Origin of the sequence: Prevotella rectalis (assembly GCF_900607215.1) — a bacterium.
Classification (GTDB): domain Bacteria; phylum Bacteroidota; class Bacteroidia; order Bacteroidales; family Bacteroidaceae; genus Prevotella; species Prevotella brunnea.
Genome location: NZ_LR027822.1, coordinates 870,412 through 888,761 on the forward strand (window position 1 = coordinate 870,412; position 18,350 = coordinate 888,761).

General features: G+C 46.8%; 23 protein-coding genes and 1 pseudogene. 9 read left to right on the forward strand and 15 right to left on the reverse strand.

Going from position 1 to position 18,350, the window contains the following annotated elements:
• The first annotated feature begins 6 nt into the window (after positions 1-6).
• The 4 genes from E0E16_RS11970 (at position 7) to E0E16_RS14690 (ending at position 2,387) form a co-directional block, all read left to right on the forward strand.
• Positions 7-909, forward strand: coding sequence for a DUF8464 domain-containing protein (locus E0E16_RS11970; RefSeq protein WP_004291524.1), 903 nt, complete (start codon positions 7-9; stop codon positions 907-909).
• Positions 906-1,409, forward strand: a complete 504-nt coding sequence (locus E0E16_RS11975) for a DUF3872 domain-containing protein (RefSeq protein WP_004291525.1) — start codon at positions 906-908, stop codon at positions 1,407-1,409. The genes E0E16_RS11970 and E0E16_RS11975 overlap by 4 nt, the downstream gene beginning before the upstream one ends.
• Positions 1,406-1,933: a glycoside hydrolase family protein gene (locus E0E16_RS11980; RefSeq protein ID WP_004291526.1), complete on the forward strand. Its 528-nt coding sequence runs from the start codon at positions 1,406-1,408 to the stop codon at positions 1,931-1,933. Before E0E16_RS11975 ends, E0E16_RS11980 begins: the two co-directional genes overlap by 4 nt.
• Positions 1,934-1,997: 64 nt before the next feature.
• Positions 1,998-2,387 (forward strand): hypothetical protein, encoded by a 390-nt coding sequence (locus tag E0E16_RS14690; RefSeq protein ID WP_004291527.1) that lies wholly within the window; start codon positions 1,998-2,000, stop codon positions 2,385-2,387.
• 33 nt (positions 2,388-2,420) lie between these two features.
• Here the strand turns inward: E0E16_RS14690 and E0E16_RS11990 are convergent, their stop codons facing one another.
• The 8 genes from E0E16_RS11990 to E0E16_RS12025 are packed head-to-tail and all read right to left on the reverse strand — an operon-like array spanning position 2,421 to position 5,766.
• Entirely contained in the window at positions 2,421-2,729 is a 309-nt protein-coding gene (locus E0E16_RS11990; protein ID WP_004304290.1) for a hypothetical protein, read from the reverse strand.
• Between the two features lie 53 nt (positions 2,730-2,782).
• Complete coding sequence (locus E0E16_RS11995; RefSeq protein WP_004291529.1) at positions 2,783-3,028, reverse strand: DUF6956 domain-containing protein; 246 nt, start codon at positions 3,026-3,028, stop codon at positions 2,783-2,785.
• On the reverse strand, positions 3,025-3,258 hold the full coding sequence (locus E0E16_RS12000) for a DUF3873 domain-containing protein (protein ID WP_004304291.1): 234 nt from the start codon (positions 3,256-3,258) through the stop codon (positions 3,025-3,027). Before E0E16_RS12000 ends, E0E16_RS11995 begins: the two co-directional genes overlap by 4 nt.
• A gap of 19 nt (positions 3,259-3,277) precedes the next feature.
• Positions 3,278-3,535, reverse strand: coding sequence for a DUF8466 domain-containing protein (locus E0E16_RS12005; RefSeq protein ID WP_004291531.1), 258 nt, complete (start codon positions 3,533-3,535; stop codon positions 3,278-3,280).
• A gap of 24 nt (positions 3,536-3,559) precedes the next feature.
• Positions 3,560-4,891 carry a PcfJ domain-containing protein gene (locus tag E0E16_RS12010; RefSeq protein ID WP_004291532.1) on the reverse strand — a complete coding sequence of 444 codons (1,332 nt, stop codon included), beginning with the start codon at positions 4,889-4,891 and terminating at the stop codon, positions 3,560-3,562.
• Complete coding sequence (locus E0E16_RS12015) at positions 4,888-5,304, reverse strand: PcfK-like family protein (protein WP_004291533.1); 417 nt, start codon at positions 5,302-5,304, stop codon at positions 4,888-4,890. The genes E0E16_RS12010 and E0E16_RS12015 overlap by 4 nt, the downstream gene beginning before the upstream one ends.
• 13 nt (positions 5,305-5,317) lie before the next feature.
• Positions 5,318-5,539, reverse strand: coding sequence for a hypothetical protein (locus tag E0E16_RS12020; protein ID WP_004291534.1), 222 nt, complete (start codon positions 5,537-5,539; stop codon positions 5,318-5,320).
• Between the two features lie 11 nt (positions 5,540-5,550).
• Positions 5,551-5,766: a hypothetical protein gene (locus E0E16_RS12025; protein ID WP_004291535.1), complete on the reverse strand. Its 216-nt coding sequence runs from the start codon at positions 5,764-5,766 to the stop codon at positions 5,551-5,553.
• A 320-nt stretch (positions 5,767-6,086) separates the two neighbouring features.
• Here E0E16_RS12025 and E0E16_RS13725 point away from each other — a divergent pair, with 320 nt between their 5' ends.
• The 5 genes from E0E16_RS13725 (at position 6,087) to E0E16_RS12060 (ending at position 11,368) form a co-directional block, all read left to right on the forward strand.
• Positions 6,087-6,326, forward strand: coding sequence for a hypothetical protein (locus E0E16_RS13725; RefSeq protein WP_004293903.1), 240 nt, complete (start codon positions 6,087-6,089; stop codon positions 6,324-6,326).
• A 537-nt stretch (positions 6,327-6,863) separates the two neighbouring features.
• Positions 6,864-8,990: a cation:proton antiporter gene (locus tag E0E16_RS12045; RefSeq protein WP_130830442.1), complete on the forward strand. Its 2,127-nt coding sequence runs from the start codon at positions 6,864-6,866 to the stop codon at positions 8,988-8,990.
• Positions 8,987-9,661, forward strand: coding sequence for an ABC transporter ATP-binding protein (locus E0E16_RS12050; protein ID WP_130830659.1), 675 nt, complete (start codon positions 8,987-8,989; stop codon positions 9,659-9,661). The genes E0E16_RS12045 and E0E16_RS12050 overlap by 4 nt, the downstream gene beginning before the upstream one ends.
• A gap of 58 nt (positions 9,662-9,719) precedes the next feature.
• Positions 9,720-10,592 carry a CvfB family protein gene (locus E0E16_RS12055; RefSeq protein WP_130830443.1) on the forward strand — a complete coding sequence of 291 codons (873 nt, stop codon included), beginning with the start codon at positions 9,720-9,722 and terminating at the stop codon, positions 10,590-10,592.
• Positions 10,593-10,597: 5 nt separating this feature from the next.
• Positions 10,598-11,368: a tRNA threonylcarbamoyladenosine dehydratase gene (locus tag E0E16_RS12060; RefSeq protein WP_130830444.1), complete on the forward strand. Its 771-nt coding sequence runs from the start codon at positions 10,598-10,600 to the stop codon at positions 11,366-11,368.
• Positions 11,369-11,469: 101 nt separating this feature from the next.
• Here the strand turns inward: E0E16_RS12060 and E0E16_RS12065 are convergent, their stop codons facing one another.
• From E0E16_RS12065 to E0E16_RS13990, 7 genes and pseudogenes are all read right to left on the reverse strand, one after another.
• Complete coding sequence (locus tag E0E16_RS12065) at positions 11,470-12,756, reverse strand: DegT/DnrJ/EryC1/StrS family aminotransferase (RefSeq protein ID WP_130830445.1); 1,287 nt, start codon at positions 12,754-12,756, stop codon at positions 11,470-11,472.
• 39 nt (positions 12,757-12,795) lie between these two features.
• The gene (locus tag E0E16_RS12070) at positions 12,796-13,797 is read right to left on the reverse strand and encodes an ATP-grasp domain-containing protein (RefSeq protein ID WP_130830446.1); all 1,002 of its coding nucleotides are present in this window, start codon (positions 13,795-13,797) and stop codon (positions 12,796-12,798) included.
• Positions 13,798-13,829: 32 nt separating this feature from the next.
• Positions 13,830-14,444: a sugar transferase gene (locus E0E16_RS12075; RefSeq protein WP_130830447.1), complete on the reverse strand. Its 615-nt coding sequence runs from the start codon at positions 14,442-14,444 to the stop codon at positions 13,830-13,832.
• Positions 14,445-14,468: 24 nt separating this feature from the next.
• On the reverse strand, positions 14,469-15,707 hold the full coding sequence (locus tag E0E16_RS12080) for a glycosyltransferase family 4 protein (RefSeq protein WP_130830448.1): 1,239 nt from the start codon (positions 15,705-15,707) through the stop codon (positions 14,469-14,471).
• A 50-nt stretch (positions 15,708-15,757) separates the two neighbouring features.
• On the reverse strand, positions 15,758-16,873 hold the full coding sequence (locus E0E16_RS12085) for a nucleotidyltransferase family protein (RefSeq protein WP_130830449.1): 1,116 nt from the start codon (positions 16,871-16,873) through the stop codon (positions 15,758-15,760).
• Between the two features lie 411 nt (positions 16,874-17,284).
• Complete coding sequence (locus tag E0E16_RS12090; RefSeq protein ID WP_240048166.1) at positions 17,285-18,130, reverse strand: IS3 family transposase; 846 nt, start codon at positions 18,128-18,130, stop codon at positions 17,285-17,287.
• Positions 18,131-18,162: 32 nt separating this feature from the next.
• Positions 18,163-18,350 (reverse strand): annotated as a pseudogene (locus tag E0E16_RS13990) (hypothetical protein); the annotation flags it as partial.

The following is an 18,350-nucleotide window of genomic DNA, read 5'->3' on the forward strand; positions in this document are numbered from 1 at the left end:
ACGGGCATGGAAAGGACGGAAATAGATGCTGTCAGAAGGATGCCGCTTGCGGATTTTCTCGCACGGCTGGGGCATGAGCCTGTCAGAAGGAGCGGTAACGAGCTGTGGTATCTTGCCCCGTACAGGGGCGAGCGCACATCCTCTTTCCGTGTGAACGTGGCGAAACAGCTCTGGTACGACTTCGGTTTGGGCAAGGGCGGCGACATCTTCACGCTTGCCGGGGAGTTTCTGCAAAGCGATGACTTCATGAAGCAAGCGAAGTTCATAGCGGAAGCCGCCAATATGACGGTTGCCGGATGGGAAAAGCCCGTCTATCTCTCGAAGCCGACCGAATCCGTTTTTGAGGATGTGGAGGTCGCTCCGCTGCTCCGCTCACTGCTGACGGAGTATTTAGAGGAACGGGGCATCCCTTACGCCATCGCATCCCGTCACTGCTGCCGCTTGAACTACGGTGTGCGTGGGAAACGGTATTTTGCCGTTGGCTTTCCGAACATGGCAGGTGGCTATGAAGTCAGAAGCCGATATTTCAAGGGTTGCATACCTCCGAAGTCTGTATCACTGGTAAAGGCGAATGACATCCCGGCTGACGAGTGCCTCGTGTTCGAGGGCTTCATGGACTTTCTCTCTGCCGTGACGCTTGGTGTAACCGGTAACGCTGACTGTCTTGTGCTGAACTCAGTCGCCAACGTGGAGAAGGCGGCGGGATTGCTGGACGGATACGGGCGCATCGGCTGCTTCCTCGACCGTGACGAAGCCGGACGGCGGACGCTTGCCGCACTTACCATGCGATACGGGGAACGTGTCACCGACCGTTCCTCCCTCTATGACGGTTGCAAGGACTTGAACGAGTACCTGCAACTGACAACGAAAAAACAGAAAAACAACCATCTAAAAATCGAAGAACAATGAACATACTGAACAACAGAAACAAGAGAACATCAATATTCAAGGCAGTGGCGTTATGCCTGATAGCCGCCATGTCATTCACCCTCGTGTCATGTGACGATGACATGGACATCCAGCAGTCCTATCCCTTCACGGTGGAGGTCATGCCCGTGCCGAACAAGGTAGTAAAGGGGCAGACAGTGGAAATCCGCTGTGAACTGAAAAAGGAGGGCGACTTTTCGGGTACGCTCTATACCATCCGCTATTTCCAGTTCGAGGGGGAAGGCTCGCTCAAAATGGATAACGGCATCACCTTCCTGCCTAACGACCGCTACCTGCTGGAGAACGAAAAATTCCGCCTGTACTACACGGCGGCGGGTGATGAGGCGCATAATTTCATCGTGGTGGTGGAGGATAACTTTAGCAACTCCTACGAACTGGAATTTGACTTCAACAACAGGAATGTAAAGGACGACGATCTTACCATCGTTCCCATCGGCAACTTCAGCCCCTTGTTGAAATGATGCGTGTATTCATGACAATGCTCTGTTCACTTCTGACGGTCTGTTCTGTGTCCGCGCAGATCAGCCGCCAAGAGGGAACGGACGGGCAGGCGGCAATCTACCGACTGCCGCTTATGGAACGTGCTTTTTTATGCTGCCGCTACTTTGAAGGCTGGCACTCAGAAAAACACTACCCATACGTCGGTTGGGGTCACAAACTTTTGCCAAACGAGAAGTATTCGGCACGAACCATGACAAAACGGGATGCGGATGAACTTTTGCGGAAAGACCTGCGCAAATTTGTCGCCATGTTCCGTAAATTCGGGGTTGATTCGATTTTGCTTGGCACGTTAGCTTACAATGTGGGACCGGCGAAGCTGTTAGGCAGCAAAACAATCCCCAAAAGCACCTTAATCAAGAAGCTGGAAGCTGGTGACAGGAACATCTACCGTGAGTATATAGCCTTCTGCAACTACAAAGGAAAACGCCACGCCATGCTGCTCAAACGGAGAAAGGCGGAGTTTGCGCTGTTGTATATCCCATAAAAGGACTGACAAAACTGGCAAAAGACGTGCCATATTTAACTTGGCACGTCTTTTGCTCTATCACTTGATAGATTATCGTAGGATTTTCTCGTTAATTGACATCGTTGAGCCATTTTTGCCTATCGGTTTCCAAATAACACTTCAAGTTGTAAGTGTTGTGAGAGCAATACAAAACATAGTTATTAACCATAAAAAGTATAGCGAAATTATGAAGAAAGTATTTAGGAAAATTCAGAAAGGAACAACAAAAATGATTGAACGTATCAAATCGTTGGGGGAAATGGAGACGAAGCAGAAATGTGTAGTTCAACGGTTCGAGATTATCATTCCCCTCCACCAAAAAATAACGACCCAATATATAGCCTCCGCAAGTTTTACTTGCGGATTTTTTAGTTATCGCAGATTGGACAAAGGTTTCTTTGCTACTTTCTTTGTCCGCCATCATGCTCACTGAAAGAAAGTAGGGCGGCTCTCGCCGCCCCGCCACTCAAAAGCGTGTGTAAAGTCCCGTCACCATCGTGAACATTTCCTCCAGCATATCAAAATAGATACCCTCGTGTACGGCAATGTCCTTTGTCTTGCACTCAAAGGTCTTTTTGCTGAACGTCCTGCGGTAGAAGCGCATATTGTAGAGGTCTGCCCCTTCGTCATAGATGATGTCAAGGCGGTTGGCACTTGTTTTGTTCCTTGCAAGGCTCATCCGTAAGCCGTTGCCCATATCTATGAAATCACGGCTACCTGTCATGGCGGTGAAGCGTTTTCCGCCTATCTGCTGTAATATCGTCTTGGCTATCATATCTTTTGTTTTTAGGGTTTTAAGTATTGGCGGTGCGGACACCGCCATCCCGTTCAAAATTCTCGCATTTCGGAAATGGGGGTCTGCCGTTGTAGCCACTCTTTCACACATTCCATATTGTACTCGCTCGTGATGACTGCCGTATGGCTGTCGGTGGCGGTGAAACGTGTGCTTTCGTAATCATCTATCCACCCCTTGAGGGTGTCCGTTCCCCACGCTCCGGTATCGTCAAAGATACCGTCCAATGCCGTGATAGGTTCGCTGAACTTGACTATCAGCGTTTGATAGGTCGTGTTCATAGTCTGTCCTCCTTTCCCTTCTTTGCGTTCAGCCACTTGTCCCGTGCGGCTCGGCACTCGTCCAACGTGGGTTTGACACAAGAGAACAATTCTCTGTCTATGGGGTGGCGGTAGTCGTACTGCACAAGTGTCCGCCTGCGTCTTCCGATACCCGATTGGAAACGCTCGTATTTCTCCGTACCTGCTTCCGCGCAGGTGCTTACTCCGTTGATGGTCATTCGTGTTGTCATAATGTTGCTTTTTAGATGGTTAAAAATGTACTGACAGAACTCTGTTCTTCATCACCATTTCGGGGTTGCTTGTGTAGCGTTGGTGCAGGTAGAAATGGTGTGAGCCGAAGCCGTAAAGGAAAAACTTGTCAAGTTCGTGCTTCTCGGCAAACTCCTTTACGCTCTTTCTCAATTCCCCCTCACTCGTTGTGAGAGTGAGGAGGTTCACAAATTCAAGGAACATCGTGGGGATTGCATCATCCCACACACAAATCATACTTTCAATTCTTACTTCCATATCAATGTTGTTTTAGGGGTTATGCTATGCCGCTTTCATCCGCTCACGGATAAGGTTGGCGTTCTTGTTCACAAGGTCTATGATGCGCTCGTGATATTCGGTGTCCTGGTTGTGCTTGCCGTGGCACTGCACCACTTCGAGGGTTCGCAAGTCCACCTCTACGGTTTCAATAATCTCATCGCCAATCCTTGCCGATAGTATGAGGGTGTCGGCTTTCTTGTAGTATCCACTGCCAAACACGCAGATGCCCTGCGTCTTGCCCTCGTTGTAATACTCGTCTATGCTTTCAAGCACCTTGACGATTATTTCCTCGTCCGTGATTACCAAGCCGAAGAATTTGGATTTGTTGGCGATGAAATCCTCCGCATCTTTCTTTCGTTGGAGTTGTCGCTGTTGCTCACGCTCACGCCTTTCAATCTCCCAACGGCGTTGCTCTGCGGCTCTTTCCTTCTCGTGTATGGCTTCAATTTTTCGGGTTGCGTTGTCGTGTGCCGCCATGAAATCTTCGGGACAGATGTTCTTCGGGTTACGGAGGTCTTGACCGAGTTTTTTGAGCATACGCAGATAGTCGCACCACATTGAGAGGTTGTCTATCTGATACTTGTGACGCTTGGCAATCAGATATGATGCCCAACATTCATCGGCAGTACGGGTATTGAAAAGAAAGTGTTTCATGACCTCAATCTCACCGCCTTTCATAAGGGTTTCAATTCTTGGGTCTGAAAGCAAGGCTTTGAAAAGACGCACGGGGGAGATGCCGTGGAAATCGCCCTTGAAGCCGTTACGTCTGAGTTGGGGCAATATCCTCATCTTTGGATATGCACAGCTTCTTGCCACCACATCATCGTATAGGCTGTTGTGCGGTCTTACCTCCATATCGCTGCCTAATGCCCACACATCGCAATAGCAGAAAAGGAAGCCACGGAGCAACGCCATGTCCGTAACCTTGCCGTCGGGTGAAATCCAACGCTGCACGACCTCGTGGCAGTAGAAACGCATCGGTTCGCCTTTCCTGCTCTCGCATCTGACCTGCGCCACGCGGATTACCTGATACCCTTTGCAGGTGGTTATCACGCTGAAATTCTGCGTTTCCTTGTAGATGCGTCTGCGTGTGTCCTGCACTTTGAGTTCGGCATGGCATTTGGGGCAGGTGCAGCCTTCAAGGGTGTCGCATAGTCCGCTGTCGCTGTGCCACTCGTGACCGCAGTCGGAACAGGTGATGTTCCCTTTCTTGGTGCGGTAGCCGATATGCTCAACGCAGTGGCGGTATGCCCAATCTATTTGTGTCGCTGATATGGGGCGAAGGTTGGCGGAAAGTCTTGCCACCTCTTTCTGTATCTTGGTCTTCGGTTTCATAAGCCTAAATCAAATAATGAGGGTTGGGGTTGGTTTTCTTTTCTCGCTGACGGTCTGTGGCGGTTCTGCAACTTGCGGAGTTCCTCCTCTTGGTATTTGCGGACAGCGTTCTGACGTGCCTCCGCCTTTTCCTCTGCCGTGAGTTTCACAACGTGGTTCACAACCACTTGGCAGTCCATCGGTTTGCCCACCTCTATCTCGTTTTCCTCATAGTAGTGGATGGCTTGCCCGAATATCTCTCCGTCCGTGAAACCGTTGCAACCGCTTTTCTGCACATAGTTCAGAATGTGGGTCACGCACTCGTCCATGTTCTTGGCAGGGTTGCGGTACTTCTTTGCAAATAGCGCATCTTCCTCCGCACGCTGTTCCAAGTACATATATATCGTTCTCTTGAAATGGTCTGTTCCTTTCATATCGCTGTCATTTTTAGATTATCTGTTTCAGTATCTCTCTCCAATAGGTCGGCTCTACCTCGCTGAGAAGGAAGTCCATGAAATCCCTCCGTGCGTCCTTGTTCAGTTCGTGGTACAATCTTCGGAAAGTTTCAAAATTGCCGTTGATGTACGTTTCCACCATATACACGAAGATGTTGTCCACCTCGTAATATCTGCACTGCTGCGCTGCCGTCTTGCTGTTTCTTTTTGCCATGTCGGTAAGGGTTAAAGGGTGAATAACCAAAGGATGAAGCCAAAGAAGGCAATGGTGGAAAGGATAGCCACGATTACACCTATCGCCACTCGGAACACTCCGTTTACAATCTCTCTGATGATGCCCCAAAGGATGCCGAACACCCCGAAGGCGGTGCGCATCATCAAGCCGCATATCGCCAACCCGATGTGTTGCGCCATTTGTCTGAAATTTGCCGTTGCCGTCATATCTTCGCTGTTTTTGATTTTTTTGTTTTTAATGCGGATTCAAGAGCTGAGGGAGTTGAGTTTCAAACTATCTTATCTGCCTCTCGTTTATCCGACATTTTTTTTATGCGTCTTTCTGTCGCATCGGTCGTTTTCGTTTCGGGTGCTTGAAAAGGTAGGGATTAGGGAATGCAAGGTTTTTCGGTCAAAATACTACCCGCAGGGCTGGAGATTTTTACCGAAAACAGGAGGCTTGACCTTGCTTTCCCGTCCAATCCCGGAATTACCTTTGCGCCCAGAACGAAAATGACTGACTGATGCGGCTTACTGAAAGGCGCAAAATGGAGGTAAACGAAAACAGAGGCAGATTGTGTAGAAAAAAACTTCAGGGGAAAATCCGTAAAAAAAAGAATCACCAAAAGGAAAAAGACATCACCGGAAGCGTGAAAAGGGCAAACCACAACAAAGGAAGTATGATTGTTTCCGATCCGACGGAACTTGTTCAGCCGGGTGGCAACAATCATTCTTCCCGGTTTGTCCGGCTGTGTGTGGGCGCCTGTTTCATTCATGGGGCAGGCTGACACACTCTGCATTCACTTTCCGCTTCCGGCAAAAGAGACAGCGAAAAAAGAAAAATCATTTGAAAACCCGTAAAAGCATCTCTTGGCATAGGCGCAAAAGAAAGGGGCATTGCTTCATCTGTCTAAACATCGTTTAGGCGTGAGGCAATGCCCTTTTCTCCAGCTATGCGGTAGTCGGCACACGTTTGTTCCAAACTCGTTTTGGGCAATGGTGTGCCGACGGACAATACCGCTTTTACGGAAAATTCTTATGAATGAGGGGATAAAAAACGGGAGTTTATATCAAAATCTCGAATTAAATAGCTACTTTTGCATACGAAGAGTTCTTTGAAGGTTACGCAACGCGCAGAAGGATAATGCAGTAGATAACTAACTAAATCGTAACCTATTACTATCAAGAGCAATTAACCTACGCTCATTTCCAATAAATTACACTCTTTTCGTAACTTCCAAGTGCAAAAATACAAAATTCCATCAACTATCAATCCTCAACCCGCATCTTTTTACTATCTTTGCAAATAATTATCAACAATAAAGATGTTCGGTATCAGCCAATACTTCCCCATCACCGACCCGACACTGATTTTCTTCATGGTGCTTTTGGTGATTCTTCTCTCGCCCATCATCATGGGCAGATTGCGCATTCCGCATATCATCGGCATGGTGCTGGCAGGCGTGCTAATAGGGGAATATGGACTGGACATTTTGACGCGCGACGCCTCGTTCGAGCTATTCGGCAGCGTGGGATTGTATTACATCATGTTCCTCGCCGGACTGGAAATGGACATGGAGGGATTAAAGAAGAACAAGGGGCGCATTTCCATCTTCGGAGTGCTCACGTTCTTCATTCCGTTTGTGCTCACTTTCCTGATGGGGATTTATCTGTTGAGGTATTCCGTCGTTTCGTCGTTGCTGCTGGGTTGCATCATGTCGTCGAGCACATTGGTGGCTTACCCCATTGTGGGCAGATACGGTTTGACGCAACACGAGAGTTCCACGCTGAGCGTGGGAGCCACGATGGTCTCTCTTCTATTGGCACTATCGAGCATGGCAATCATCGTTAATTCCGTCAAAGGAGCAAGTAGTGCGGCACTGTGGATGTGGCTCGTGCTGAAATTCGCACTGTACATTTCGGGGTTAATTTGGGGCATTCCGCGACTGACCAGATGGTTTCTGCGTCGCTATTCCGATGGCGTCATGCAGTTCATCTTCGTCCTCGCGGTCATGTTCTTCTCGGCGGCATTGTCGGCTGCCATCGGATTGGAAGGTATCTTTGGGGCTTTCTTCTCGGGACTGATTCTCAATCGGTTCATTCCGCGATTCTCCCCATTGATGAATCACATAGAGTTTACGGGCAACGCACTGTTCATCCCCTACTTCCTCATTGGAGTGGGCATGCTCATCAACGTGCGACTGCTCTTCACCGGCACCCACATCCTATGGGTGGTGCTGTGTATCGTGTTCTTCGGAACGGTGGGAAAGGCATTGGCAGCTTATCTCGCCGGACTGCTTTTCCGACTGCCGAAGGCAGTTTCCGACATGCTTTTCGGTCTGACCAGTGCGCATGCTGCAGGAGCTATTGCCATGGTGATGGTGGGGCGAAAATTGGAAATTGCACCGGGACAATTCCTTTTCAACGATGAGGTGCTCAACGGCATCGTCATCATGATACTTTTTACTTGCGTCATCTCTACCATGGTAACTGAAAACGCCGCCCGACGCCTGCGCCTCATGAGGAAAGAAGAACCGGAGATGGTGAAGACAGACAATGACGAGAAAATCTTAGTACCCGTGAAGTACCAGGAATTTGCCGATGACCTGCTCTCGCTTGCCATGATGATACGCAACCCAAAACTGAAACGCGAGATAGTTACACTCAACGTGGTATATGACGATGTGAACCTCGCGAAAAACCGCGAGGAGGGACAAGAATTGTTAAATCATCTGCGAAAAGAGGCAAGCGCGGCGAACGTGCCATTGGAAACACAGGTGCGCATAGCCGCCAACATTGCCAATGGCATCAAACACGCTTTCAAGGAATTCCAAGCATCGGAAATCGTAATGGGACTACATGCCCGACAAGAAATAACAAAAAGTTTTTGGGGACAATTCACCCAAAGTCTCTACAACGGACTGAGCCGACAAATCATCATCTCGCGCATCATGCAACCACTGAACACCATTCGGCGCATCCATGTGGCAGTACCCTCGCGCGCAGAGTTTGAACCGGGTTTCTACCGCTGGTTGGAAAGACTCTCGCGGCTCGCAGCCAACACCGAGTGCCGAATAGTGTTCCATGCCCGACGCGACACACTGCAACTCATCAGTGGCTACGTGTGCAATCGCCATCAGGGGGTGAGGGCAGAATATGCAGAGATGGAGCATTGGAACGAATTACCAAAGCTCGCCACGAAGGTGAACCAAGACCATCTGCTTGCCATCATTACCGCGCGAAAAGGAACCATCTCCTACAAAACGGCAATGGAACGTTTGCCGGATGAAATCAACCGATTCTTCAAGCAAAGAACCATCATGATTGTTTTTCCGGATCAGTATGGCAACCGCATGGAAGGAATGACGTTCGCACAGCCTCAACACACGGAGGAACAGAGCGCATATAACATCTTCCGGAAATGGATTGGAAAGAAAATAAGAAGATTATGATAGATATACAAGGAATTACAAAGAGCTTTGGGGCACTGAAAGTGCTGAAAGGCATCGACTTGCACATTGACAAAGGTGAGGTGGTGAGCATCGTCGGACCTTCGGGCGCGGGAAAGACTACGCTGCTACAAATCATTGGTTCACTCGACAAACCGGACTCCGGGAAAGTAATCGTGGATGGAATAGAGACGAATCGTCTGTCTGCCAACAAACTGAGCGAGTTCAGAAACCGGCATTTGGGCTTTGTCTTTCAGTTCCATCAGCTGCTACCTGAGTTTACAGCCGTTGAGAATATCATGATTCCGGCTTACATTGCCGGGACAAAAACCAAAGAGGCACGATCGAGAGCAGAGGAGTTGCTGGAGTTCATGGGACTCACCAACCGTGCCACCCACAAGCCCAACGAATTGTCAGGTGGAGAGAAACAACGCGTGGCAGTGGCGAGGGCTTTGATGAACAATCCGGCAGTCATCTTGGCTGACGAGCCATCGGGCAGTTTGGACTCAAAGAACAAGGAAGAGCTGCACCGACTCTTCTTCGAACTACGCGATAAGTTCGGACAGACGTTCGTTATCGTTACGCATGATGAGACTTTGGCACAGCTGACCGACAGAACCATCCATCTTAAAGACGGCTTAATCCTTGACAAGGAAGTGGTAACGATGGAATAAACCCCAAAAGGGAAACAATCCACTCACCTTGCATGGTAATCGAAAAAACAATAAAGAAATGTCGAAAAAAAATGAAATAAAAATAGGTGCGTACAACACGCTGACCGTAATAAAGACAGCCCTGCGCGAAGGCAATGGAGAGGCTTTCGGACTCTACCTTGACGGCGGACGCGAGGGAGAGATACTCATGCCACAGAAGTATGTTCCCGAGGGGACAGCCATTGGCGATGAGTTGCACGTATTCGTCTATCTCGACCACGAGGAACGCCCCATCGCCACCACGGAGAAACCTTTGGTGACAGTGGGCGACTTTGCCTTTTTGGAATGTTCATGGGTAAACGAGTATGGAGCTTTCCTGAATTGGGGCGTTACGAAAGATCTCTTCTGCCCGTTCCGTGAACAGAAAATGCGCATGGAGGCAGGAAGTTCTTACATCGTTCACATCCATATTGATGAGGACACCTACCGACTTGTGGCTTCGGCAAAGGTGGAACATTACTTCGAGAAAGAAGTGCCCCACTATCTCCCCGGACAGGAAGTAGAACTGCTCATCTGGCAGAAAACCGACTTAGGATTTAAAGTAATCGTGGATAACAAGTATCCTGGACTTATCTACGAAAATCAGGTATTCAGAAAGGTTCACACCGGCGACAAGATAAAGGGCTACATTGCCACCGTTCGCTCAGACGGAAAGATAGACTGCACACTCCAGCCGATGGGGCAGAAATACGCGGAGGATTTCGCAGAGGTGCTCTTGCGATACCTGAAAGAACACAACGGACAATGCGACCTTGGAGACAAGAGCGAGGCAGAAGACATCAAACGTCGATTCCAAGTGTCGAAGAAAGTGTACAAGAAGGCGATTGGCGACCTGTACAAACGCCGACTCATCAGTGTGAAACCATTGGCAATAAAACTGGTGGACAAATAATCGCCATGCAGAACCAATTTTCCAGAACAGAACTATTATTAGGCTCTGCGGCAATGCAGACACTACGCAACAGCCATGTCATCGTTTTTGGAGTGGGGGGTGTCGGTGGTTACGTGTCGGAGGTATTGGCGCGCAGCGGAGTGGGAAATATCGACATCGTGGACGATGACTTTGTGGCACTCTCCAACATCAACCGGCAAATCATTGCCACACATTCTTCCATGGGAAAAGCCAAAGTGGATGTGGCTGAGAAACGCATCAAGGACATCTTTCCGGAATGTAACGTCCGCAAATTTCAAACTTTTTACCTTCCGGAGACAGCCGAACAATTCGACTTTTCCTCTTACGACTACGTGGTGGACTGCATCGACACAGTAGTTGCAAAGCTCGACCTCATCACTCGTTGCCATCAACTGAACATTCCGATGATTAGTTCCATGGGAGCTGCCTTTAAGCTCGATGCCACGCAGTTTCGTGTTACCGATCTTTTCAAGACCATCAACGACCCCATTGCCAAAGTACTGCGCAAGAAACTGCGTAAAACCAACATACGCAACGTGAAAGTGGTGTATAGTCCGGAGGAACCTCTGCCAAGCGTCGGGGCAGAACAGGCGGAAGATAACACCGAAGAACCCACAGGAATAGCCCACAAAAAGCGCGCCACACCGGCCTCCAACGCGTGGGTTCCTGCCGCAGCCGGTCTGATTGTGGGTGGCGAGGTGGTAAAAGACCTTTGTATCAAGGCAAACACCTTGCGCACCAATTCGCAAAGATAGGCATCAATATCACTTGATGGTGATGCGCCAATATGCATTGAGGGTGCAAGTTCCGATTCGACTTGCACCCTCAATGATTACACATGGCAACAGGGGCTTCGTTATTGCGCCATCGCGGCTTTGATGCTCTCCACGATATAACGCACATCATCATCCGTAACATACGGACCTGCCGGCAAGCAGAAGCCCACCTTGAAGAGCGATTCTTCAATGCCATTCGTATAGACAGGCGCTTTCGCATAGACCGGTTGTTTGTGCATCGGCTTCCAAAGCGGACGGCACTCCACCTTCTTATCAAGCATGAACACGCGCAGAGCCTCGATATTCGCATTGGGTTGGCAGTCGGTAGTAGCAGTATCAACGGCATGAATAACGCCGGCAGCTCCGCCTACGGCCGTCCTCACCACTTCACGATAAGCATTCTCCTGACCCTTAATCTTCACGTCCGCATCCATCGTTGCAGCACAAAGCCAGAAATTCGCATCATAACGCGAATCGGCAGGTTGCTTGTGCATCCTTACACCCGGAACGTCTTTAAGCAGTTTCTCATAGAGAGTCTGTACATGCTTGTGGTGAACAATATGATTGTTCACCACCTTCATCTGTCCGCGTCCGATACCGGCGCAGACATTTGACAACCGATAATTATATCCTATGGCGGTGTGCTGATAATATGGGTAGGCATCGCGAGCCTGCGTGGCATACCACATCACCTCATCGGCATCTTCGGCATCGCGACAAATCAAGGCACCGCCTCCCGAAGTGGTAATCATCTTGTTACCATTGAATGACAACACGCCATACTTTCCGAAAGTGCCTAACACCTGTCCGTCGAAGCGAGAGCCTAACCCCTCGGCGGCATCCTCCACCACAGGAATGCCATACTTATCGGCAATCGTCATAATCTCGTCTATTCTGTAGGGCATACCGTAGAGCGCGACCGGCACAATGGCTTTCGGATAACGCCCCGTCTTTTCTTTTCTGTCGATGATGGCTTTCTCCAACAGTTGCGGATCCATGTTCCATGTCTCACTCTCCGATCCCACAAACACCGGCGTAGCCCCGAGATAGGTAATCGGATGCGAAGAGGCACAGAACGTAAACGACTGCACCAACACTTCGTCGCCCGGTTTCACGCCACAGCCTATCAATGCCAAATGCACGGCCGCCGTACCGGCAGAAAGGCACACCACTCTTCGGTCGAGCCTTTCTTCACCATTTCCTTTCTCGTTCACGAACGCCTCCAAGTCTTTCTCGAAAGCATTTACATTAGGTCCCATCGGCACCACCCAATTGGTGTCAAAAGCCTCTTTTACATATTTCTGTTCCCATCCCTCCTCACTCATGTGAGCCAGACAGAGATATATCATTTTCCGTTCGTCTGACATAATTTGTTTACTAAATTACTTTCCGTAATGATTACAATATTATAACAAAGAGTAGCTATCTGACAATAACTCCTTCTTCCGAGTGATTACTACATCATCATACATCAGCATAATAATATCCTCATCGTATTCACCTATGATCGATTTGTTTTCAATGCCATGAATATTGTTAAGAATAAGTTTTATGAAATCAACGCCAGCACCATAAGCATGTAAATAAGCACCACCGAAGCGTGGATTTATTTCAGAAAGATAATATTTACCATCTTTAATAAAGAAATCCATATCACAAGGACCATTTAATTCCAAAACAGAACAAACTTGTTTGATAAAATCAAAGAGTTTCTGATCCCTGAAAGATATGGTTTTGCTTGCGCCTCCTATTCTACTTTCAATTTTCTTTTTACAGAACACAGAAACAGCCTTATGGCTTATACAATCAATATAAACATCAGCATCGCAATCTCCTTCGGTCATAAGCTCTTGAACGATATATCTAAAGTTTCCATCACGAAATTTCTTTTCTGCGGTCTCTAAGTCCTCAACCACACCAATCCCTATGCTTCCACTTCCAGATATTGGCTTCATGAATACCGGAAACGAGATTTCTCCTTTTTCAAGACCCTCTTTTAATCCTTCAATTGAATCATAAGTAAGCACCGTTCTTATACCCTTGGAACGAAGATATTTAAACATTTCGTACTTGTTAAAACACAAATGTGCAGTCCAATCTGCAGGACAAAGGGGCAAAATCCCTTTTTTGAGCAATTCTTTACGATGTGAAGACAAAATTTCAATTTCAGGATCTATAAGTGTGGTTATCGCCTTCACATTATTCTTCTCACAAATACTTAATATAGTGCTGAAATAATTAGGGTCATCAATACTTGGAACCAAATAAGTTTCATCAGCATGGAAGAGAGCTGGCGCAACCGGACTTAAATCGACTGCTATAATTTTACCACAACCATTCATGGATTTTCTAAAATCCATTAACAATTTGGCACGACGCCCTACACTACAAAATAAAATATTATCCATAAATATATAGGATTATTGGTTTTTTATTAGTCTTAATTTGTCCCATCAAAGCTATCCATCGTAGCCGATTTACCGGTAGTCGTATTGACACCCTCACGAAACAACACCTTTTTGATCGTTATAAATATTACCTTGAGATCTGTTAATAAAGAACAATGATCAACATACCACACATCGAGTTTAAACTTCTCTGTCCATGAAATTGAATTCCTTCCGTGACACTGTGCCCAACCGGAAATTCCGGGACGAACCTCATGACGTCTCATCTGTTGCTTACTATATAATGGGAGATATTTTACGAGTAATGGTCGTGGACCTATCAAAGCCATATCGCCTATCAAAACATTAATAAGCTGTGGCAATTCATCTATTGAAGTTGATCTTACGAACATACCAACTTTTGTTAAACGTTTGGCATCTGGCAACAATTCTCCGCTTTCATCTCTTTCATCTGTCATCGTCTTGAACTTAATCACCTTGAATATCTTCTCATTCTTCCCCGGTCGTTCTTGAAGAAAGAAAGCACCGGCACCTTTATTAGCGAAATGCAGCCAAATGGTTACTATCAAAAGCACCGGACTAAGCACGATTAACGCCACCAAAGAAATCCAAAAGTCGAAGAAGCGTTTAAAGAAATGTTTGTACATAGAAAATTTTATCAAATATAAGGGTTATGCAAGATGCTTCAAGATGGTATTATAAGTATGATCAACGGTATAATTATCGAGATAAAAGCGATAGGCATTATCGCCCATTTCACTTAAATCGGCTCGCAACAGCTCATCGACAGCACACGTAAACGCATTGACATCGTTGCTTTCACAAAACATGCCATAACCATTCTTAACAGCCAACTTTCCCATGTCGCAATTCGGGTCCGTACAAGCAAGAATGGGTTTACGTTCCATGAGATAAGGTAGCAACCGACTCGGATAATTTGGAATGGTGAAACGATGGTCTAAGAATATCATACCGATGTCGCACGAATCCACCAACCTGTCATAATCCGCTTTGGGCAGCCTTTTGAAGAGGCTGACAGCTTCGGGTTTATTCGCATTATACCATGTCTCAAGCAACGGATAATCATAACCGTTCCCAACTATCAAGAAGTGGCAATCCTTACGATGCTTGTTCGCTTCCATGCATTCTATCAAGAAAGGAATGCCTTGCGGTTTACCCATATTCCCTCCGTAAATGAATATGGGCTTGTCGATTGGTAAATCATATTTAACCCTGACGGAACGCTTCACCTCTTCTCGCTGAGGGACACTTTCTTTAGAGGTCAGGGGAGCAGAGGGGATGTCATAGGAATTCGGACAAATCTCCACCTTCATGGCATCAACTTCCGGATTGTGTTTAAGCACATATGCAACGTTAGCCGGACTCATGCAGCCTATCCAATCGGAAATGCGATAGAATTCCTTTTCTTTTTCACGGAAGAAGCGATAGAGCAAGCCCCTCAATCCGGTCTTTCGCAACATGCCCAAATCTACCGCATTCTGCGGAAAGATGTCTTTCAACATCAGATAGGTCATTGCCGCGGGGTTATGTCTCTTCGCCCACCTAACAACCTTGGTTAAGGTAATGGGAGGAGTGGAATAGAGAATAAGGTCGAATTTCACATGACCGAAGAACTTCTTCAACGCTCTCTTAAACTGACGTTCCAAGAGCACCTGCCCAAGTCCTTTTTCAAGCACATTGGTCTTCTGCACATTCAAGGTTTTTACGCCCAGCGCGTGGTAAAGCCCTTCTTCATTCAGTGTGGTTCCCAATCCCGTTCTTCTCTCGTTGGGATAAATCACATAGACCTGATGATTGTCTTTCATAAATCTACGCAACAAATCCGTATATATCCCTCTGACATTCACATCCCGAAAACCGGAACCCATTGTTAGAAACAGTATGTTCATTTATTTAAGTCTAAACCAAACACAAAAATATCCACATAGACGTGCTACCATCAATCTGTTATGGATTTATACCTTTTCAAATGACTCCACGTCAAAGTAACAAATGTCATCAATAAATCATCATTATATATCATCTTATGCTTCCAACGATTGTTCCACCAACGATTGAACTTGAACAGAAGAATGGGAAACATACCCTTTTCGGGCTTCTTTTTGTCAAATTCCGGATGAAAAATATCCATGAGAATTCTTTGCTCGATATTTTCTCTCCTCTCAATAGTCGGAAACGATTCTTCCGAAAATCCCAAATGGTTCACACAAATTGCATTAATCCGATTGAAGAATTTATACAAGCCTATTTCCTTTAAGAAGTTTATTGTTGAAAGCCAATCCACTTCGGCATGGTGGGCACGCATGAAAAATCCCCAATCAAGCACTTGACGCAGGCTTAATCTCTCTCCGGAGAAATGTTGTCCCATATGGCGCATTAGGAAAATAGCGTTAAAATCAGCGGAGGGAAGATAAATTTTGGCGTCTTCCATTTTCATTTCTATTTCCATGTTGCCCTTCTCCGCAAGTTTTTTAAGTCGAGTCTCTATCTTCGGGGCATCTCGATGTGCTTTTGTGTTGATAAAGTCGTAGTGATTTTCCACAAGAATTCCGTTAAAGTTGAATAAGGTGTGGTGTTCATGCCCTCGGTCAATCTTGATGCCACATTCCTTTTCCACTAAAGCGTCAGCCTCTTGCCATCTTCCATAATGATAAACATCCATGTCGCCAACGGAACGATGATTGGGGACAGGCCAATCCAACGATAATCCATAGCCTTTCAACACCATCATCTTTATGGCGACCTTCGCATAGAGTCGCGACAAGTTGGCTATTTCCTTTCTGTGTTTGGCATACATCCGTTCATGAATGACCACTTGTCCAAACCATTGGAGGCGTCGCAGTCTGTCCGCAGAGTTCTCTTCATCGAAAAGTCTGCACTCCGGATGGGCGGAAAGGTATTGCTGCAAGCCATCAATTATCAGGATGGAAATTCCTTGTAAATTGGATAATCTGATGAGTTGTTCCCAATTGATGTTATCATCCAACTTAAAAGTTTCCGTCCCATTTACCATATACTTGATGAGTGCCAACAAGGTCTGTTCCGTTTTTGTCATATAGCTCTTCCGAAATGATATACTCTTATCCAATAGTATTCTCTATAAATTCCCCTCTATTCATACAAAGCTTACCTTTTGCTTTTCAAAAGCTTACCTTTTGCAATGCAAAAGGTCATGAATTGTCTTTTCCTGAATTCACTTGTCAGATCTGACGATGTATTTCTGTTTTACTTGTCAAATATTTTCTTATTTACTGAATGACTTGACATTAACATTATATAGTTTAAATTTGAAGTCAGTGCACTTGCATAAAAGAAGATGGACAACACCTAAGTTCCGTCATATTTTCGGCAAGGTCTTAGGGGGCTCGATGCCCCCTGGGACCTTTGGTGAAGATGGCATAAGACCGTCGTTCGCCATATTTTCGGCGTTCCAAAGATACGTTATATTTTTCTTTTTTGCAAGCATTTATCTCTTTTTCCAAAGATTTCTCCCGGGCTGTTCGCCTCTATAGACATCCATCGGACATTTCATTCCTATGCTCATATGCGGTCGTCTGTAGTTGTAGAAGGCTATTGCCTTGGAGATTTCCATATTGGCCTGGTCATAATCTCGGTACATCTCCTGCTGGTAAATCCACTCAACCTTAAAGGTTCCATTCGTCCTTTCCGCCACGGGATTGTCCGTAGGATTGTACCGTTCTGTCATACTAACCCTGATATGGTGGCACATAAGAGTTTCAACATATAGGTGGCAGGCATATTGCGAACCTCTGTCAGAGTGGTGTATCGTTCCGCAGAGGTTGCCTCCTCCGGCTGCCTTAACTGCCATTAGCAATGCCTCCTTCGTATTTATAGCCTCCATGGTTTCGGATAAGCACCAGCCTATGACAGCATGTGAGTAAACATCTGTAATGAGATGGAGGTACAGGACGTTGCCGTAAATCCAAACGTAGGTTATGTCGGCTGCCCAAATGTGGTTAGCATACATTGCCGTAACACCTTGTACAAGATTAGGATACTTCCTATAAGGATGATTGGAGTCCGTTGTACGTCTTCGCTTGTTCTTGGGAAGCATAAGTCCTTCTGAAGCAAGTAGTTTTAAGAAGGAGTCGCGACCATGAGTAACATCTTCACCTAGCTCCGACTTGAGGAGGACGTGCAGTTTCACACCGCCTATCCCGGGACAGCAGGCACGATAGTAGAGTACATTGTCAACTATCAGTTTACGCCTTTGCCGCTCAGAAATCACAAGCTTGCTGCTTGCGTAATACCACTGGCGTTTCTTGCCAAACAGCCCACAGAGGAATTCCACGGATACACCGGGAAACTCCTCACGCAGCGCCGTTACTGTTTGGCACCATCTTTTTTTAAGATGCTGATACCCTCCTCGGATTCGGCTATCTCTATGAGTTTCTCATAGGCACGGCTGCGCATCTTCTCCAAAGACAATGCGTGTTGGAGGTTCACTATCTTCTGGCGCAATATCTCATTGTCTGTCAAATTCGTTTCTTTATGAGCCATACGATACCTCT

Bases quoted from the DNA above. Each gene is read 5' to 3' on its own strand.
- E0E16_RS11970 (WP_004291524.1), top strand. From the start codon at position 7: ATGGAAAGGACGGAAATAGATGCTGTCAGAAGGATGCCGCTTGCGGAT.
- E0E16_RS12075 (WP_130830447.1), bottom strand. From the start codon at position 14,444: ATGTACAAACATTTCTTTAAACGCTTCTTCGACTTTTGGATTTCTTTG.
- E0E16_RS11980 (WP_004291526.1), top strand. From the start codon at position 1,406: ATGATGCGTGTATTCATGACAATGCTCTGTTCACTTCTGACGGTCTGT.
- E0E16_RS11995 (WP_004291529.1), bottom strand. From the start codon at position 3,028: ATGAACACGACCTATCAAACGCTGATAGTCAAGTTCAGCGAACCTATC.
- E0E16_RS12010 (WP_004291532.1), bottom strand. From the start codon at position 4,891: ATGAAACCGAAGACCAAGATACAGAAAGAGGTGGCAAGACTTTCCGCC.
- E0E16_RS12005 (WP_004291531.1), bottom strand. From the start codon at position 3,535: ATGGAAGTAAGAATTGAAAGTATGATTTGTGTGTGGGATGATGCAATC.
- E0E16_RS11990 (WP_004304290.1), bottom strand. From the start codon at position 2,729: ATGATAGCCAAGACGATATTACAGCAGATAGGCGGAAAACGCTTCACC.
- E0E16_RS12020 (WP_004291534.1), bottom strand. From the start codon at position 5,539: ATGGCAAAAAGAAACAGCAAGACGGCAGCGCAGCAGTGCAGATATTAC.
- E0E16_RS12025 (WP_004291535.1), bottom strand. From the start codon at position 5,766: ATGACGGCAACGGCAAATTTCAGACAAATGGCGCAACACATCGGGTTG.
- E0E16_RS12070 (WP_130830446.1), bottom strand. From the start codon at position 13,797: ATGGATAATATTTTATTTTGTAGTGTAGGGCGTCGTGCCAAATTGTTA.
- E0E16_RS12050 (WP_130830659.1), top strand. From the start codon at position 8,987: ATGATAGATATACAAGGAATTACAAAGAGCTTTGGGGCACTGAAAGTG.
- E0E16_RS12080 (WP_130830448.1), bottom strand. From the start codon at position 15,707: ATGAACATACTGTTTCTAACAATGGGTTCCGGTTTTCGGGATGTGAAT.
- E0E16_RS12085 (WP_130830449.1), bottom strand. From the start codon at position 16,873: ATGACAAAAACGGAACAGACCTTGTTGGCACTCATCAAGTATATGGTA.
- E0E16_RS12060 (WP_130830444.1), top strand. From the start codon at position 10,598: ATGCAGAACCAATTTTCCAGAACAGAACTATTATTAGGCTCTGCGGCA.
- E0E16_RS11975 (WP_004291525.1), top strand. From the start codon at position 906: ATGAACATACTGAACAACAGAAACAAGAGAACATCAATATTCAAGGCA.
- E0E16_RS12055 (WP_130830443.1), top strand. From the start codon at position 9,720: ATGTCGAAAAAAAATGAAATAAAAATAGGTGCGTACAACACGCTGACC.
- E0E16_RS12065 (WP_130830445.1), bottom strand. From the start codon at position 12,756: ATGTCAGACGAACGGAAAATGATATATCTCTGTCTGGCTCACATGAGT.
- E0E16_RS13725 (WP_004293903.1), top strand. From the start codon at position 6,087: ATGGAGGTAAACGAAAACAGAGGCAGATTGTGTAGAAAAAAACTTCAG.
- E0E16_RS12015 (WP_004291533.1), bottom strand. From the start codon at position 5,304: ATGAAAGGAACAGACCATTTCAAGAGAACGATATATATGTACTTGGAA.
- E0E16_RS12045 (WP_130830442.1), top strand. From the start codon at position 6,864: ATGTTCGGTATCAGCCAATACTTCCCCATCACCGACCCGACACTGATT.
- E0E16_RS12000 (WP_004304291.1), bottom strand. From the start codon at position 3,258: ATGACAACACGAATGACCATCAACGGAGTAAGCACCTGCGCGGAAGCA.